Here is a 17040-nt window from a genome sequence, read left to right as displayed (position 1 = left end):
GTATTCATACTTTATTTATAAAAAAAGACTTTCCATACATAACACTCACGTGCTATTAATATGAAAAGTCTCCCTATTATCAATTAATCTCTTGGTTCTTTTAAGGCTGCTTGTCGAATTAAGAAAAATAATAATAATAATCCGGCTAGCATACCTGTATGACCGATACCGGCAAACCCAGCAAATGCTTCCGGGGAAAAGCTTTTTCCTAATACTTGGAAAGTGCCTTTCGTTACCATCATACCAATCGTTACAATGACACTGATGTTATAAACATAATAGAACCAGTTAAATAAGTAATAACTACTTAATTTGAATACCTTCTCTAGTGGTATAAGAATTAAAAACATAAACATACCTAAAATAAGTGTATGCGTATGTACAATAGATAATTGTGTATCGCCCGTAAATTCATGTGCTTTTGTCAACTCTCTATAGTAGAACCCACTAATGAGTCCTAAAATCATGTAGACTAAAAACGCATATAATAATCGTCGCATAAATAATGCCTCCCTCACACTAATATTATAATTTATTATCATCAACTTTAAATTGACAATATATGCAATATTGCGTTACATCATTGTCAGTGCAGTAGCGTTTAGGGAGCGGGACTAGAACAGACAAATTTTAAAGTAACGCGCTTAAGTGTTTAGTTAGTTACTTTAAATTGACTAAGTATCCTTTAGTCCTTGACTCACTTAACATTATTTATTTCTTGAATGTTTAAATAATGCTACTAATGATAATATAATGGCAATAATTGAAACGATCCATAAAGCAATTGAACCACCTGAAGATTGTTGTGCACTAGCAGTATCTTGTGATTTATCATCTTTCGTTTCTACTGCATTAGCATTCTTTTTAACTTCTAACGTTGGTGCTGGGTGTTCACTATCTTCTTTACCAGTCCATTTGACTTTATCATCATTATCATAGGTTTGAATGGCTTTGAATTCATACTTGCCTTCATCTTTAGGACTAGCTACAACAATTGGGAAATCCATAAATTCATCAGGCCCAATCCCTTTACCTTTAGCTGTCCAAGTAATTTTAGTGATATTACCTTTTTTATCTTTATCTATTTTATGTTTATAACCATCCACTGGTTGAATATTAACAACTTGTACTTCTTTCGGAACTTCTAATTCCACTTTTTCAGTATGATCTTTTTGTTCTACTGGCACTCTTACATCTACTTTTTCATAGGATTCAGGATCCACTGCTTTAGGATTCAAAGTGACGTGTGCGTCTGCTACTTTAAAGAAACCTAGTGCAAAAAAGAGTATGAAACTTGTCGCTAATAATTTTTTAATCATCTTTTTTCTCCTTTTTATGGAATACTAATTTGGCTCATAATTACACCAATCAAAATAAGCACAATACCAATGACAACTTCTATAATAAGTGAAGATTTATTGACTCTATGACGTTTGTTAAGTGCACGTGTTGTTTGCAATAATCCTAGTATCATCATGATTAACGTACCAATGACTTTAACTAATAAGAATACCGTCCACGTTTGCATATTTGTCCAAATTGATAAAATCTTTGTTTGATCAATAGACATTAACACGCCTGAAATAATGATAATCCCTACTGCTGTAGCATTAACTTTAAACAATATTTCACGTAATAAATCTACAGCGTCTTTCTTACGTGTAAATACTGAAATTAATAAATAACATAGTGCGCCTAACCATAAACTGATACCTGTTAAATGAAGTGTTCTAAGTATAATTGACCATAATGGCACACTTTGCGACCATGCATGACCTGACATACTCATTGCTAAAATCATAGCAATAGAAATCATCCAATACCATGATTTCTCCATATTTCTTAAGACGAATAGGCCACTTAATACGATTAACGCTATGGCACTTAATATATATGGAAATTGCGTTATCACGCTAGGTTGAAGTGATAATATGTCATCTAGTACATCTGAAGATAATGTCATTAAATAGAGTATAAGCGACATTAAATAGGCCATCATCATGATTAAAGATACTGCAATATGTCTAGGAAAAACATCAAATGTTGATAAATTATTACGACGTGCAATACCATTCAACCAATATAGCCCTACAAGTATAATTGTTGCACCTTCCGCTATGTATCTAAATAGACCAAACCAGAAATCAGGTGTTTCATAAAAGGCTGGAGATGTATCGACACCACTTGCTATCTTTTCACCTACTGAAAATTCAAATCGATCGCTAATCTCATGCCCATCAGCAGATACGGTATGCCATTCTATTTGCTGTGTACCATGTTGTACTTTATCAGTTGGAAATGAGAGCGTTTTAGAATGTCCCGTTGTAGTAGGATCTATATCGCCTACTTTATCCCCTTTATCATTGTATAATGTGATTCCCGAATATTCAGCATTCACTGGCTCATTAAATGTTAACTCTATAGCATCAGGTTGCTTTGATATCACCCCATTTTGTGGTGGTGTTGTTTTTTCCAAAGTTGCATGCGCAGATGCGACATTTTGAAGTGTTGGAATTAACAATAATAAGAACATCATTACCAATGCCAAAGCTACTTTAGAACTTCGTTGTAAATTCACCATTGCCATCCTCCCATAAAATTTTGCTCATTCACTTATAATAAAATAATGTGTGCTATTTAACAATAATTATTCTAATTTGTCACTTTTTATCCAAAATAAAGACAGGAAATGGGCCGGACATAAATAATATGATGATGCTATTTTAGAAATTCGCAGTAGCTGACTGAACTGAAAAGGCGCTTTAAGCAAGCTTTTCTCACTTCTAGTCATCCTGCCGAGTGGGCCCCAGCAAAGAGAATGTCACTAAGAAATTCGACAAGAAAAGCAAGATGGGAGCGGACGACGAATTTTAATAGCATTCTGTCCCACTCCCTCTTTATTACTAGACTTCTATTAACTCAAATTTCAAACTCAATCTTCATTATAAATCGTTTTATGCGCTTGAATTTATATTGTTAATCTTTTAGTCATTTTATTAAGTTTCAATTAAAGATGCTGTATCTACTGTTAATCGATTTCTTAAGGCATACACAATAAACATTGCTAACAAAGCACAAACTGTTTCCGCGATTAATAATGACCAAATGACACCAGCTAATCCAAATATACTATTTAAAACAAATAGAACTGGAATAATAACTGTCCCTTGTGCGATAGCCATAATCGTAGCACCGCGACCCTGTCCTGTAGCTTGCAACATACCTGTAAATAAGAAACCAATACCATTTAGAAGTAATGATGTCATAGTAACTTTTAAGATAAATGTAGCTAAGACGACAATTTGTGGGTCTGTACTGAACAATTGAACGATGGTATGACCAGCTAAAAGAACGACAGTCATACAAACTACAAATATAACTGCAATAGACATGATGACTACTTTAATTGTATCTTTCATTCTTGTTTTATTCGCTACGAAATTGTACGCGATAAGAGGGACAACACCTTCGGAAAGCCCCATAATAATTAATTCAGGAAATTGAACGAGTCTAAATGAGATACCGTAACTTGCGATGGCATAGTTACCATACGTTGCCAAGAATAAATTCACGACCAAACCTGTTACGCCCATCAAGACAACCATTAAGAATGCAGGTATACCAATTTTAAATATTTCTTGCATCATCGCTTTAGTCGGTTTGGCATGTTTAATATTGAGTGATAATGTTTCATTTTTTCTAGAAAAGTAAACAATGAAAAAGATTGCTGCGACCACGTTTGAAATAGCAGTACCTAATGCTGCACCGACGACATCTAAATGTAATCCAAAAATCAAAATCGGATCTAAGATGATATTGATGCCAACACTTGAGAGCATACCAATCATCGAAATAATTGGTTTACCGATTGCTCTAGCAAATTGCTCTAAAACAAAAAATAAAATAACAAACGGTGTACTTAAAAATTCAATTTTTAAATAGTCACTCGTATAGTTCAACGTTTCACCACTGGCACCAAGTATACTCGCAATTTGGTCCGTAAATGGTAGCGTTATGATAGCAATAACAAGTCCCAAAACAAAACTACTATATATTGAGAAGCTACTTACATAATGACTTTTAGTGTAGTCTTTCGCACCAAGTAAACGTGATATGTAAGTCCCGCCTCCTACACCAAATAAATTACCAAATGCCATGAGTACTGCGAATATAGGCAATGTTAAAGATATCGCTGAAATCATATGGCTATTATCTAAAAAGCCAATAAAGTATACATTTAAGATACCGTAAATCACACTTAATAATGAGCCTATCATCATCGGTAATGAGAAATGCATCATCGCTTTAAATATAGATGCTTTCTCAAAGTAAAATAATTGTTCGTCTTTCATTTCCATAATCTCCTTATATTAGATATCTAATAATTAGATATCTAACTATATTTCCAAAATAATTGCTAGCTGCTATTCCATCATTACTTTAAATTTCAGCTAGCTTTAATAATCAATTTTCTGTTTTAATATTATTCAGCATGCGTTCAAATAAGCTTTTAAGTTGTTGCTTTTCATTCTCATTAAAATCTTTGACAAGTATACTTTCAATATCGTCGAAGATGCTGACAAAAGATTCAACCAGTTGCGTTCCTTCTTTAGTTAATTTCAAATTCTTACGTCTGGAATCCTCAGGATCTACCATCCTATAAATAAGTCCTTTATTCTCCAGACCTTTAAGTATTGAACTTACCGTTGACCCTTTTCGTTTAAATGTCTTTAATAATTCATTTTGTGTTATGCCTTGGTCTTTATGTCTGTAAATATAACCTAACGTATGACTTTGTTCTTGTGTGACATTATACTCATCTAGTTTTCGATCAGCGTAATGTTTCATCTCATGCGCCAACATTCTGACTAAATATTGATAGGTAGCTTCCATCGTCTCACTCCATTTCGTTAGATGTCTAACGAATATAATACGCCGATTCTTATCATAGTCAACCGATATATTAAAGTTTAAATTTTCAGTTTATTTTTATTTTCAAAAAAAGCCTCAAATTTAGCACGTTCATGCCAAATTTGAGGCAAATAACTCCATTCCTATGATGGAATTTCAGTACGTTTATTACTATGTTTTCTTACGATAGCTGCAGTTAAACTAGAAACTGCACCAAAAATAATAAATCCTATCATCATCCACATCGTTGCATTCATTTCAATATGACTACCCATGTAAATAATTTCTCTAAGGGTATTTGTATAATGTGTGAATGGATCAATTTTATAAACCCAACCTTGATACGCTTTAGGTAGCATTTCTTTAGGTAATGTGACTAATTGCATACTAAAGAACATTAAAATAACAAAGATTGGAATAGATTTCATTCCTAACCAGACCATAATACCTAGAATTAATCCGATAAATCCAAGTATTGAAATAGCTAAGAAGAGTGCTACTCGATTTGTATGATTGAAATCAAATCCTAATACACCATGCATGAAGTACACATAAGCGAAACTTGCAGCAAATGCTGTGATGACAGCTAATAACATTTGACCTAATGATGCGATAATTCTGTGTTGAATTTTAAAGTTATTACTTGTTCTGAAAGCAAAGAATAATAATACAGATGTTACAAGTGATCCCATCCATACTGGCATGAACATTAAGAACGGTGCATTACCGCCACCTTGATGGTCTTTAACTTTATTTAACTCTTGATTATCCACTTTAACAGGGTTAGTGATACCTTTAATATCTGATGCGCTCACTTTTACATCTTGTTTTTCTAATGTGCTAAGACTTTGTGATGTAATTTGTTTATTCAAATTATCACCCATGCCATCAAGCACATTACCAGTAATCGTAGCTGCTTGCATGCTTGCACCTTTATTTACAATCGTTTTAAATGTTGCTTGTTTCACATCAACTTTTTGGTTACCCATTTTTTGTTGCATTTGTTGAACGGCAGCTGCAGGGATTTCACCTGATTCAACTTTTTCTTTCATTTCTGCCTTTTTACTATCCATCACTACTTTTTGTGTTTTACTCATTGCATTTTTAGAAAAGTCTTTATTAAAAATAGCTACCCCATAGTATTTTTCATCTTTAAGACCTTTTTTAATATCTGATTCTTTATCAACTTTAACCCATTTAACTGTATCAGAATCACTATCCATTAATTTATCTTCAATTTTTTTCCCGATATTTACTTTATTACCTTGAATGTCTACACCTTTATCATTGTTTACAACGGCAATTGGCAATTGTTTTGGTTTTGGATTAAACGCTGGATAAAATGCCAAAGAGAAAATAACTAATAATAATATCGCTGCAATAGGTGCAAGCCATAATAGTTTGCTTTTAAAAATATTCATGAAATCTAACCTCCTACAATTTATTGAACAATGTGTTGAATATTTAATACTTTGTAAATTATAATGAGATAGTCAAAAATAAACAATAATCAATTATTCAAATACCGTATGTTATTGAACAGATTGTACATTTTTGTCTATTTATTATTAGGAGGTCGATATTTTATGAAAGAAGATAGGAGAATACGAAAGACGAAGTCAGCAATTAAGCGTGCTTTTACTGACCTTTTAAAACGTAAAGACCTCGACAAAATTACGGTTCAAGATATTTCAGATCAAGCAGATATTAATCGTGGTACATTTTACTTACATTATGAAGATAAATACATGTTATTAACTGATATGGAAGATGAATGTATATCCCAAATTTGGACATCGACTCAATTTAATCAACTCGATGTTAGTTCACCAGAAAATACCGCTGAAGATTTTATAAATAATGTTTTGACTAAGGTATTACAACATATCTCTGATAACATGGAGTTTTATCATACGATTCTTCAACTTGAACGTAAAAGTAGACTTGAAGAAAAAATTCATTCCTTAATGAAAGAAAATATGCAAAAATATATTAGTATTAATCATGAGATTGATGGTATTCCCGAAATGTATTTTCACAGTTATGTTTCAGGTGCTACCATTTCAATTATCAAATATTGGGTACAGGATGATCATCGACTCTCTGTAAATGAGTTAACCAAACATATTTTTAATATCATTTATAATGGGCCGCTACGTATTATGATCCAAAATCATTATGAACGTACTCAATCCAACTGAGACTAAATGAATATGAAAGGAATCATTAACCATGCTAACTGCATATAAACATTCAACAAACAATGACATCGTTGAAACGACTTTAGACCACTCTGCATCATGGATTAATGTTGTAGAACCTGATAGAGAAGAAATTGAACAATTAATAGAAACGTATAACTTACCTGAAGATTTTATCCGAGATCCATTAGATGCGGATGAAAGTGCACGTATCGAATATGATGATGACACAGGTTACTCACTTATCATTATTGACTTACCCATCGTCAGTTCAACCAATCGTCGCGTCTTATCATTCGTTACCATTCCATTAGGTATTGTTATTGGAAAAGGACTCATTTTAACAATCTGTGACGCTGAAAATGAATTTTTAGAAAATTATGCGCGACAAGATAATGTAAATTTAAATTTCCATAGTCGTTTTGCATTGGATATCTTATTAACAATTTCAAACCACTACAACAGAAATTTACGACTCTTAAATAAATCACGAATCCGAATTGAACGTGAGTTAAAAAATAACATTACAAATAAACAATTATATAAATTAATGGAAGTTGAAAAAAGTTTGGTTTACTTCCTTGCCGCTTTAAAAGGTAATGACACTATCATAAAAAAATTGTTCCGATTACCTGCCATCAAACGCTTTGATGAAGACGAGGATTTATTGGAAGATTTAGTGATTGAGAACAACCAAGCGATTGAAACGACAGAATTATATACGGGAATTCTGGAGAGTATCACAACATCATATTCTTCATTATTATCAAACGAAATGAATAATATTATGAAGACACTTACGCTCTTTACAGTATTACTCACTTTACCAACGCTTGTCTTTAGTTTCTTCGGGATGAATGTCCCACTTCCACTCGATGAAAAAAGCTATACATCATGGCTATTTATTGTAGGTATTTCACTTATCCTTGTTACAATTGTGAGTATCTTCTTATGGCGAAAACAAAAATTATAACAACACAAAAAACCGGTCTTCTGAGACATTCAGAAGACCGGTTTTGTTATTTAGCGGTAGCTCGATAAGCGTTTCGTCGGGATAAAATAAATGTTATCGCTACAGATACAATAAAGGCAATCAGCATACCAACAAAGTAATGTAACCACCCTGCGTGTGCTGGATTAATTGAAATAAACCCTGGTAATCCTGCTGTACCTAAAGCGATGGCTTTAACTTTAAAGAATGAAATATAAGCCGAGCCTATAGCAGAACCAATAATTGCGCCAATAAATGGATATCTTAATTTAAGATTCACACCAAACATCGCTGGCTCTGTAATTCCTAACAATGCTGAAACACCTGCTGCTGAGGCAACACCTTTTAACTTTTTATTATTTTTAATGATGATAAATGCTGCGAGTGCCGCACCACCTTGTGCCACGTTAGACATTGTTGCGATTGGGAAGATAAATGATCCACCTGTTTTCGCTTGATCAGCAATTAACGTTGTCTCTACAGCAATAAAACTATGATGCATACCTGTAATAACAATTGGTGCATAGAATAGGCCAAAGATAAATCCACCAATGGCACCACCAAAGTCATATAACCATGTTAAGCCATCTGATAACCAATACCCAAGTTGTCTAGTTATTGGACCTACAAATAAGAATGTTAGAAAGGCTGTTACTAATATAGATAATAATGGTGTTAATAAATTATCTAATACTGTAGGAATCACTTTTCGTAATCCTTTTTCAATCGTAGCTAAAATGTAGGCAGCCACCAACATTGGTAATACCTGTCCTTGATAACCGACTTGATTAATATGTAGACCAAACAAGTCCCAATGTGGAATGGCTTTACCCGCTTCTACAGCTTTAGGAAAATCATAAGCACTCATTAATGATGGATGTACGAGAATCATACCTAGTGCTGCACCCAAGAAAGGGTTACCTCCAAAGCGTTTCGCTGCACTAAATCCAATTAGTATAGGTAACAGCGTAAACGGTGCATTCGCAAAAATATTAATCATATCTGCTAAGCCAGCAAATTGACTATGAACATCTATCAACGATTGATGATCATAAAAGAGATCAGGTGCAGTTAATATATTATTAATCCCCATTAATAACCCACCAGCTACAATGGCTGGAATAATAGGAACAAAAATATCTGAGAGCATCTTCACGAATTGCTGTAATGGATTCATATTTTGCGTTGATTTATCTTTTACATCTGACGTTGTTGAAGCTTCTTTACCAGTTATATGTTCAAGTTCATTAAACACCTTATTAACCGTACCCGAGCCAATAATAATTTGGTATTGACCACCCGTTGAGAATGTTCCTTTAACAACATCCATGTTTGATAAAGCATCTTCATCTACCTTACTTTCATCGTTAAGCACAAGTCTTAATCTTGTCGCGCAGTGCGCCATTGCATCTAAATTGTCTTCACCGCCTATAGCCTCAAGAATATCTTCAGCTGACTTTTTATAGTTCATTACTTTCCCTCCTATTGAATGGAACCGGTTCTATTTATTAATTTAATTGTAACCGGTTCCAAAAAATAACGCAATACGCTTTTTTATTTTCACTATTTGTTCATATTTAAGGTTCATGATATAAACTTTCGGGAACGAAATAAATGACGATACAACATTTAGTAAACGAGGCGATATTTGATGAAAGAACGTGGCTATATCGAAAAATTATGGCGCGAAGAAAAATATAATGTGTTATACCATAGTCAACAACATTATAATGCTATTCGCGAACTGCTTAAACAGTCCCCTACTTTATCAGACGTTCAGCAGGCAATTGATGACGCACTTAACACAACACCAACACATGGAACGATTATAAATGCTTATGATCATATGTGGGGATATTTCAAACATAAAGCAAATGACCTTGAAAAAGAGCGCGCAGCCAAGCTTAAAGCTGATTTTAATCAAGACATCATTCAGAGCACTGATTTGTTAATATTTTTAAAACATTTAGCCGATAAATATCATGTGTCCTACTTACAAAATAGTACGCTTCTTAATATAGAAGCATAGCGAATCATGTTGAGCTTGACTTGCGTTACATAGCATTTCAATACCGTTAACTAGGCATGATCATGTGTCATTCGGCTATAGTTCAAAACACGTTTGTTGTGTTCTTAATTCTATAAAAAAAGTTGAGACGACGTAAATGTTGTCCCAACTTTTTTAAAATTAATTCTGTTTTTCTGAAAAATATTATTCTTGATGGTTTCACTTATAATTAAATCTGTATATTTAAGGAAAATAGATATAAAAACTGTTGCTTATGCATTAGTGATTTAGTAATTGGGGGGAGTTAGGCTCCTTAATAATATACACTAGCATGCTACTGCTAATACCTGTGCTAATGACACATATACATTTCTTATTCTATGATGTATAAATCTAAGTTGTGATGTCTGACTGTTATTTCACTTATTCGTGCTCGTATTCGGTCTTGTTGTTTAATCGTGCTGTTCATGAGCAAAACTTCTATATGACCTATAAAGTTATAATAAACTTCAATTGTGTAGGATGGAAATTTCATGATGTTATGTCTTAACGTCATATAGAAGTGATAAGTTTAAGTTGTTGATTGTATATGCATCATTAACATGAATGTGATGGCAGATTTTAATCTCAATCATTTAATTATAAGCTTATCTTGATGTATCAATATTTTATGTTGTGATGTCATGATGTTGATACAGAATTAATAAATATATGATTTCGTAATTATTAACTAAATCAATGAGAATGGTATTTAATTAAAGCTATCGCGAAATCTATATATAGTATGCCTTAAATTAAGTTGTTCTACGCTATTAAAATTTTCCAAATAAGCGACGCTATATTTTCAATCTTTTAATTAAGTTGCTTCTAAGAGAAAATTTTTATCGCTTTCACAAGATAGTAGCGAAATTTTTTTATTTTTAGTTATTAATTTTTTCTTACTTTTAATTTATAATTACTTTTATTATTCACAATTCAATTGAGTCGTATTGTTTAGCACATAAATATAAAAAGCTAGGAGAACAACAAATATGAGTAATTCCCTTCGATTACATGAACATTTATCAACCGCCCCATTACGTAATATTAATTATGTGATTTTATATTTTTCTTTAACAAATGAATTGACGATGACTATCAATGGCAGCAAGACAGAAATCCATAATCATATTGCCATCGTCAACCAAGGGGATTTCTATAATATCAATCATGCTAATGATTTAATTGAGTTAAAGATACCTATCGCTTATTTCTATATAGAAGATAACGATTTCTTTAACTGTTATTTTGATCGGCATTTATTACAGTCAAATCATTTTATAAAATCTCAAATTTTGCAATGTGTTTCTAATTATTCAAACAATGAAGCACAAGATAGTGAGACAATGTCTAAAATTATCCGCACATTATATAAGGAAGCTGTAGTGAGAAATGCAACATTATATGTACCAACCATGTCCATTGATAATCAATTATTATCTAACATCGTTCTATATATTAATGACAACATTACATCTCATTTATCTCTAATCGATATCGCACAACATGCACTGATTTCAGAATCGTATTGTTCTAATCTATTTGCACGCTTGTTGAATGTCAATTTCAAAGATTATTATACGAGTTTAAAAGTTAATCAATCCGTCCGTTTATTAATGACAACGAATCATTCCATTACAACCATTTCTGAATTGTCAGGTTTTAGTAGCCACACCAATTTCACTAACCAATTTAAAAAACATCTTGATGTGAGTCCTAAGCAATTTCGTACAAAGTTAAATCAATTAGAACCATTACCTTCAATCGCAATACGTAGTTCAGTCAGTCAATCAATTTTAAATTTAATTTCACAATTTGAATTTACCGATTACTTAACGACAGAAACAACACAAATCAATATGGCCCATTACAATCCGAAAGACCAAACTCAATTTTCTACTGCTTTTATTGATTTTCAAAACATCAATGAACTCTTTCAATTTGTATTTAATGATTACTTTGATATTGATTTATCCTATTTACCTAGACCAGCAATCTTAATTAATGATGTCAGTGACATGGTAGGCCGGCATACAAATTTAAATTTATTAAATCGTTGCTTTGAAAAATTATTCGAAAAAAATATTAGACTGGCAGTGACAATTAAAAACAATCAAGAATTTAAGATGATATATCAATTGATTATGATTTTCTTACAAAATAACCGAGATTATAAATGGAATAAAAAATTAGTGAAATTTATGCTTGTATTTGATACTGAAACAATGTCTGTCCATGATATTCACCTTGCACACCTTAAACTTAAAAATAAAAACCGCGCTATCAAATTTAGTTTGATGGTGGACGGTTTATTAAGACAAACAGGTTCATTACAAGAAACCTATGATATTATGCACCGTATGAATTTTGATTTTTATTTTGTAGATATTGAAAATATCGATACCAAAAATGTGTTAATTGATAAACAACGCGGCTTCACTCATTCATCTACACACTTCGAAAATTATTTACGTTTCATAGAAGGATCGAATATCCCTTCCACACAATTTATTTATAGTAATTTATCATTGAAATGTTTCAAATACACCAATAATGGTACACAGTCACTTCAATTATCAGATATCGTTTGTCATTTGTATCAATTAATGAGACATGGTGGCGGCGTGTGTTACAAATTAATAGAAACTGATCCAATGTATATTTCCTTATTTAACAGTCATGGTAGTCTGCTACCTATCATGCATTTATATCGTTTTGTCGCTACATTTAGTAATGAGTCGTTTCAAATCGCCAACAATTATTTAATGTGCTATAAAGATGGTGATTATCATTTGATACTTTTCAACAAAATTAATGATCGCTATTTATCAGATAGTCAACAGCATTATATTTTTGAAAATGATTTTAAAGAAAATACACTCTTCATAGTCAATACACTTAATAATGAATACGGCTCAATACAGCATTTAATTCCTCAAGATAAACGTGATGTGTATATTGAAAAAGATATCATTCAACAACTAGATCAATGCAACCATCCTAAAACAGAATTATTAATCCAAGAAAAGGATTATGCAGCATTTCAAGTAACACTTAAACATGACGAAGTTAAATATATTTGTATTAAACCTTCATAGTATTCACGCTGATATGAGTTTAGACATACGTTATTTAGGATATATGTAAACTAAGGAGATGATGATTGTGGAACAACAACAAGCGATTCAAGCAATTGAAAAAGTGTTAGACACTTCTAAAGTTGGTGTATTGTCTACTGCTTACAATAATAAACCAAACAGTCGTTACATGGTCTTTTATAATGACGAATTAACTTTATATACGAAAACAAGTACTGAAAGCACTAAAGTTGAAGAGATTAAACATAATCCTAGCGCATATATTTTGTTAGGTTACAATGAAACAACAAACAATAGTTTTGTTGAAATAGAAGCTAATATTGAAGTCGTGGAAGATCAAAAAGTGATTGACTGGTTATGGGAAAGACAAGATAAGACTTTCTTTGACTCAAAAGAAGATCCTAAATTATGTGTACTTAAAGTCGTTCCTAAAACGATAACATTAATGAACGATGACGATGTCGATACGCCTGTAACGATTACTGTGTAATTTAGAAAGTGTATTATGAATTTGAGTGTGGGACGATGAATTCCAAAATGAATTCCGTTCCGCTCTTTTTTTGTCAATTTTATTAATTCAACATCTTTGTGTCATTGATATGATTCATTGCGTGTTCAATTTAATATCGTTTATTATTTTATTGCAATTTAATACTATTTTCTGTATAAAAGAGATAGAACTTTTTAAAGGAGTCTATAACATGAAAAATAAAAAGGGTTTAGGTATTGGTATTGCACTGATTGCTATCATGCTTATTGTATGTATTGTTTTAGTGGTCATGATGATGACGGGTGGTCAAAAAGAAACCTACTATGGCTATATGAAGAATGACCATACAATTGATAAAATGGTCAATGAACAAACTGAAAAAGTTGAAAAGAATATCGAATTACCTTCTGATAGCAAAGCGAATGTCAAAAAAGGCGACTTTGTATTTTTAGTTAAAGAAAAAGGATCAGATAAATTCTCAAGAGTATCTAAAGTTGATCATGATGATGTACCACATGGATTAATGATGAAAATTCATGAAATGCATGATATGAAAGGTATGTAAATGGTCATAGATGACTGCCAATGAAGCCCATTGCTTCGTTGGCAGTTTTTTTATGCAATAGTTGTGCTCCAATACAAATCATTGATGCTTTCAAGTAGAAAAAAAGTACCGAACGCATTCGCTCGGTACAAAAAATGTCAGATTTCTTTTTTTAAATTGATTGTAAATACTTTTTACCTTGTTCTTTGTCATAAACCTTTTCCCATTTAGAGATAACAATAGCTGATAATGCATTACCTATTACGTTTACACATGTACGAACCATGTCTAATAAACGGTCTACACCGATAATTAATGCAAGACCTTGTGCTGGTAAGCCCATCGCACCTAATGTCGTTAATAATACTACGATTGAAACGCCTGGTACCCCAGCCATACCTTTAGAGGCAACCATCAACGTTACCATTAAGATAATTTGCTCTGAAATCGATAAATGGATGCCATACATTTGTGCAACGAATAACGCTGCGATAGATTGGTATAGCGCTGATCCATCAAGGTTAAATGAGTAACCAATTGGAATAACGAAAGATGTGACATCTTTAGGTGCCCCGAATCTTTCCATTTTCTTCATCATAACTGGTAATACTGCTTCTGAACTAGAAGTAGAGAAGGCTAATAATAATTCATCTTTCAAAATTTTAATAATTGAGAAGATACTTATACCGCACATTCTTGCTACAATACCAAGAACGATGATAACAAAGAATACCATTGCGAACACAACTACAAGTACTAATTTTAATAACGGAATTAAAGCAGCTGCTCCAAACGTCATTACTGTTGTACAAATAAATGCAAATACACCAATTGGTGCTAATTTTAAAATTTTATTAATCATCCAGAAAACTGCTTCAAGTGTTCCGTTTAAGAAACCTTTTACAGGATCTGCTTTTTCACCGATTGCAGCTAATCCTAAACCAAAGAATACTGCGAAGAAGATGATTGGTAATAATTCACCTTTAGTTAATGCTTCAAATATGTTTGTTGGTACAATGTTTACAATGGTATCAATAAAGTGATTGCCATATGTAGATTGTTCTGCAGCTGATGCAGATGATTGATATTTAGAAATATCGCCTTTAGGTAATTTCGTTGGATCTAAACCAGCACCTGGTTTGAATAAATTACCAATAACAAGTCCTAAAGCAATTGCGATTGTCGTTATAATTTCAAAGTAAAGAATTGCTTTCCATCCATAGCTACCTATCTTCTTTGAATCCCCTAAGTTAGAAATAGATAATGCTAAAGCACAGAATACAATTGGGATGATGATCATTTTAATTAAATTTAAGAAAACGTCACCGAAAGGTTTAATATAATTTGCTATGTTATCTTGTCCAAATAATAATAAACCTACAACTACACCTAGTACCAATGCGATGATAACTTGCATCGGCAAACTAATTTTTCTCTTGAACAGAGCCATGTTGGAACCCCCTTCATCTGACATCGCTTAATTATATCAGATAATTATAAATTGGGATATAAATTTTTTAATAGCTCACGCTACCACACACGCATCCAATAGCACAAAAAAACTGTACATAGACAGTGTCATAACGTCTAAATACAGCTTTATAATCAAATGCTATGGTTTAAAATTTTGATCGAAATCATTATATTTCGCATCTTTAATACTTTTTTTAGTTTCAGTATCAAAGCCCTCTGCAAAGATACCTTTACGCGTACCAATTGGTTGAATGACATAAGTCATATGCGGTTCATCTTTAAATACAACTTCTTTGTAATAAACACCCTTTTTGGCACTATAAAGTGTCTCCTCTGATTTAATTTTATCAGTTAAATTCCTTTGCTCTAAATAACTATCAACCGTTTTAATGTTTCTGTGGCCTTGATATGTTTTCATTGCAAAAAAGAAAGCGATTGCTACTACTAATGAAATAGCTAAAATAATACAAATTCTAATCCATTTTTGTTTTTTACTCATTTTGAAACTCCTTTGCACACAACCTAGTCTCAACATATTTAATCACTATCTAAATTATTATGAATGATAGTTAGAAAATTTTAAAGTATTTCTATATTTCTGTAACAAAATAGCCTAACAATTTATCTCTAATTCAAAATAAATCTACACTTACACCCTTTATGTAGATGTACTTTGAAATAACGTTTAAATGACTTGAAAAGTCCATAGAATACTATGATAACGGGCTTGACAATACTTTTAGTTCATACTATCTTTAAATAAGTTAAGGGGGAAATATATGTATGTAAAGGACAGTTATTTAAGTAATCAATTATGTTTTTTATTATATGTTACTTCTAAAGAAGTCATAAAAAAATATACTCACTATTTAAAAAAGCATGATTTAACATATACAAGCTTTATGGTCATCATGGCTATCGAAAATGATGAAAAAATAAATATTAAATCACTTGGACGTCGTGTCTTTTTAGATTCTGGAACACTTACACCTCTCTTAAAGAAATTAGAGAAAAAAGGCTATGTACAACGTATGCGTGAAAAAGAAGATGAACGAAATCTTCAAATTACCCTCACTGAAAATGGTATTAATATTAAACCAACGTTGGAAGCTATCTCTGACCAAGTCTTTGATGATTTTGATATTACACATGAAGAAAACGAAGAGCTCGTTAATAGCTTAAAACATGTTATTTCAAAAAACTTCGACTATACAGCTAACTAATATTTAATCATGGCAAAAGCATGAACTACTTATTTATCGCAATGACTAGGCTTTATACATAA

At 32.1% G+C, this 17040-nt stretch carries 16 protein-coding genes; 7 read left to right on the top strand and 9 right to left on the bottom strand.

The genetic code is table 11. The features are described from left to right. Positions 1 to 83 precede the first annotated feature (83 nt). The 6 genes from JVV30_RS04435 to JVV30_RS04410 form a co-directional block, all read right to left on the bottom strand. On the bottom strand, positions 84 to 500 hold the full coding sequence (locus tag JVV30_RS04435; protein WP_070854650.1) for a DUF2871 domain-containing protein: 417 nt from the start codon (positions 498 to 500) through the stop codon (positions 84 to 86). Between the two features lie 207 nt (positions 501 to 707). Then, positions 708 to 1319 (bottom strand): YcnI family protein, encoded by a 612-nt coding sequence (locus tag JVV30_RS04430; protein WP_070854651.1) that lies wholly within the window; start codon positions 1317 to 1319, stop codon positions 708 to 710. A 14-nt stretch (positions 1320 to 1333) separates the two neighbouring features. Continuing rightward, entirely contained in the window at positions 1334 to 2581 is a 1248-nt protein-coding gene (locus JVV30_RS04425) for a copper resistance protein CopC (protein ID WP_204193547.1), read from the bottom strand. Between the two features lie 415 nt (positions 2582 to 2996). Beyond that, positions 2997 to 4352, bottom strand: coding sequence for an MATE family efflux transporter (locus tag JVV30_RS04420; RefSeq protein ID WP_053028666.1), 1356 nt, complete (start codon positions 4350 to 4352; stop codon positions 2997 to 2999). A 112-nt stretch (positions 4353 to 4464) separates the two neighbouring features. Then, positions 4465 to 4893 carry a MarR family winged helix-turn-helix transcriptional regulator gene (locus JVV30_RS04415; RefSeq protein WP_204193544.1) on the bottom strand — a complete coding sequence of 143 codons (429 nt, stop codon included), beginning with the start codon at positions 4891 to 4893 and terminating at the stop codon, positions 4465 to 4467. A gap of 161 nt (positions 4894 to 5054) precedes the next feature. Further along, positions 5055 to 6332: a YhgE/Pip domain-containing protein gene (locus JVV30_RS04410; RefSeq protein ID WP_070854653.1), complete on the bottom strand. Its 1278-nt coding sequence runs from the start codon at positions 6330 to 6332 to the stop codon at positions 5055 to 5057. 165 nt (positions 6333 to 6497) lie between these two features. Between JVV30_RS04410 and JVV30_RS04405 the strand changes: the two genes are divergently transcribed. Together JVV30_RS04405 and JVV30_RS04400 are read left to right on the top strand one after the other, a co-directional pair. Beyond that, positions 6498 to 7112 carry a TetR/AcrR family transcriptional regulator gene (locus tag JVV30_RS04405; RefSeq protein ID WP_053028669.1) on the top strand — a complete coding sequence of 205 codons (615 nt, stop codon included), beginning with the start codon at positions 6498 to 6500 and terminating at the stop codon, positions 7110 to 7112. A gap of 31 nt (positions 7113 to 7143) precedes the next feature. Continuing rightward, a complete protein-coding gene (locus JVV30_RS04400; protein WP_107629025.1) occupies positions 7144 to 8085 on the top strand; it encodes a magnesium transporter CorA family protein in 942 nt (313 codons plus the stop codon). Positions 8086 to 8131: 46 nt separating this feature from the next. Here the strand turns inward: JVV30_RS04400 and JVV30_RS04395 are convergent, their stop codons facing one another. Continuing rightward, positions 8132 to 9574 (bottom strand): sucrose-specific PTS transporter subunit IIBC, encoded by a 1443-nt coding sequence (locus tag JVV30_RS04395; RefSeq protein WP_204193542.1) that lies wholly within the window; start codon positions 9572 to 9574, stop codon positions 8132 to 8134. Positions 9575 to 9754: 180 nt separating this feature from the next. Here JVV30_RS04395 and JVV30_RS04390 point away from each other — a divergent pair, with 180 nt between their 5' ends. The 4 genes from JVV30_RS04390 to JVV30_RS04375 all read left to right on the top strand — a co-directional run bounded on the left by JVV30_RS04390 (position 9755) and on the right by JVV30_RS04375 (position 14303). Further along, positions 9755 to 10132 carry a YbgA family protein gene (locus JVV30_RS04390; protein WP_053028672.1) on the top strand — a complete coding sequence of 126 codons (378 nt, stop codon included), beginning with the start codon at positions 9755 to 9757 and terminating at the stop codon, positions 10130 to 10132. A 1010-nt stretch (positions 10133 to 11142) separates the two neighbouring features. Continuing rightward, complete coding sequence (gene rsp / locus JVV30_RS04385; protein WP_070854656.1) at positions 11143 to 13248, top strand: AraC family transcriptional regulator Rsp; 2106 nt, start codon at positions 11143 to 11145, stop codon at positions 13246 to 13248. A gap of 67 nt (positions 13249 to 13315) precedes the next feature. Beyond that, complete coding sequence (locus tag JVV30_RS04380; RefSeq protein ID WP_053028690.1) at positions 13316 to 13738, top strand: pyridoxamine 5'-phosphate oxidase family protein; 423 nt, start codon at positions 13316 to 13318, stop codon at positions 13736 to 13738. A 211-nt stretch (positions 13739 to 13949) separates the two neighbouring features. Beyond that, the gene (locus JVV30_RS04375) at positions 13950 to 14303 is read left to right on the top strand and encodes a DUF4889 domain-containing protein (RefSeq protein WP_053028691.1); all 354 of its coding nucleotides are present in this window, start codon (positions 13950 to 13952) and stop codon (positions 14301 to 14303) included. 151 nt (positions 14304 to 14454) lie between these two features. Here the strand turns inward: JVV30_RS04375 and JVV30_RS04370 are convergent, their stop codons facing one another. Further along, entirely contained in the window at positions 14455 to 15732 is a 1278-nt protein-coding gene (locus tag JVV30_RS04370; RefSeq protein ID WP_053028692.1) for a cation:dicarboxylate symporter family transporter, read from the bottom strand. 162 nt (positions 15733 to 15894) lie between these two features. Then, the gene (locus JVV30_RS04365; protein ID WP_053028693.1) at positions 15895 to 16254 is read right to left on the bottom strand and encodes a DUF3139 domain-containing protein; all 360 of its coding nucleotides are present in this window, start codon (positions 16252 to 16254) and stop codon (positions 15895 to 15897) included. A 280-nt stretch (positions 16255 to 16534) separates the two neighbouring features. Between JVV30_RS04365 and JVV30_RS04360 the strand changes: the two genes are divergently transcribed. After that, entirely contained in the window at positions 16535 to 16978 is a 444-nt protein-coding gene (locus tag JVV30_RS04360) for a MarR family winged helix-turn-helix transcriptional regulator (protein WP_070854657.1), read from the top strand. The last annotated feature ends 62 nt before the right edge of the window (positions 16979 to 17040 follow it).

The organism is Staphylococcus sp. GDY8P47P, from assembly GCF_016892225.1.
Classification (GTDB): Bacteria; Bacillota; Bacilli; order Staphylococcales; family Staphylococcaceae; genus Staphylococcus; species Staphylococcus borealis.
The sequence above is the reverse complement of the archived record's forward strand: the minus strand, read 5'-3'. Positions and strand labels throughout refer to the sequence as shown.

Coding starts and splice junctions, on each gene's coding strand:
- JVV30_RS04435 (WP_070854650.1), bottom strand. CDS start 500: ATGCGACGATTATTATATGCGTTTTTAGTCTACATGATTTTAGGACTC.
- JVV30_RS04430 (WP_070854651.1), bottom strand. CDS start 1,319: ATGATTAAAAAATTATTAGCGACAAGTTTCATACTCTTTTTTGCACTA.
- JVV30_RS04425 (WP_204193547.1), bottom strand. CDS start 2,581: ATGGTGAATTTACAACGAAGTTCTAAAGTAGCTTTGGCATTGGTAATG.
- JVV30_RS04420 (WP_053028666.1), bottom strand. CDS start 4,352: ATGAAAGACGAACAATTATTTTACTTTGAGAAAGCATCTATATTTAAA.
- JVV30_RS04415 (WP_204193544.1), bottom strand. CDS start 4,893: ATGGAAGCTACCTATCAATATTTAGTCAGAATGTTGGCGCATGAGATG.
- JVV30_RS04410 (WP_070854653.1), bottom strand. CDS start 6,332: ATGAATATTTTTAAAAGCAAACTATTATGGCTTGCACCTATTGCAGCG.
- JVV30_RS04405 (WP_053028669.1), top strand. CDS start 6,498: ATGAAAGAAGATAGGAGAATACGAAAGACGAAGTCAGCAATTAAGCGT.
- JVV30_RS04400 (WP_107629025.1), top strand. CDS start 7,144: ATGCTAACTGCATATAAACATTCAACAAACAATGACATCGTTGAAACG.
- JVV30_RS04395 (WP_204193542.1), bottom strand. CDS start 9,574: ATGAACTATAAAAAGTCAGCTGAAGATATTCTTGAGGCTATAGGCGGT.
- JVV30_RS04390 (WP_053028672.1), top strand. CDS start 9,755: ATGAAAGAACGTGGCTATATCGAAAAATTATGGCGCGAAGAAAAATAT.
- rsp (WP_070854656.1), top strand. CDS start 11,143: ATGAGTAATTCCCTTCGATTACATGAACATTTATCAACCGCCCCATTA.
- JVV30_RS04375 (WP_053028691.1), top strand. CDS start 13,950: ATGAAAAATAAAAAGGGTTTAGGTATTGGTATTGCACTGATTGCTATC.
- JVV30_RS04370 (WP_053028692.1), bottom strand. CDS start 15,732: ATGGCTCTGTTCAAGAGAAAAATTAGTTTGCCGATGCAAGTTATCATC.
- JVV30_RS04365 (WP_053028693.1), bottom strand. CDS start 16,254: ATGAGTAAAAAACAAAAATGGATTAGAATTTGTATTATTTTAGCTATT.
- JVV30_RS04360 (WP_070854657.1), top strand. CDS start 16,535: ATGTATGTAAAGGACAGTTATTTAAGTAATCAATTATGTTTTTTATTA.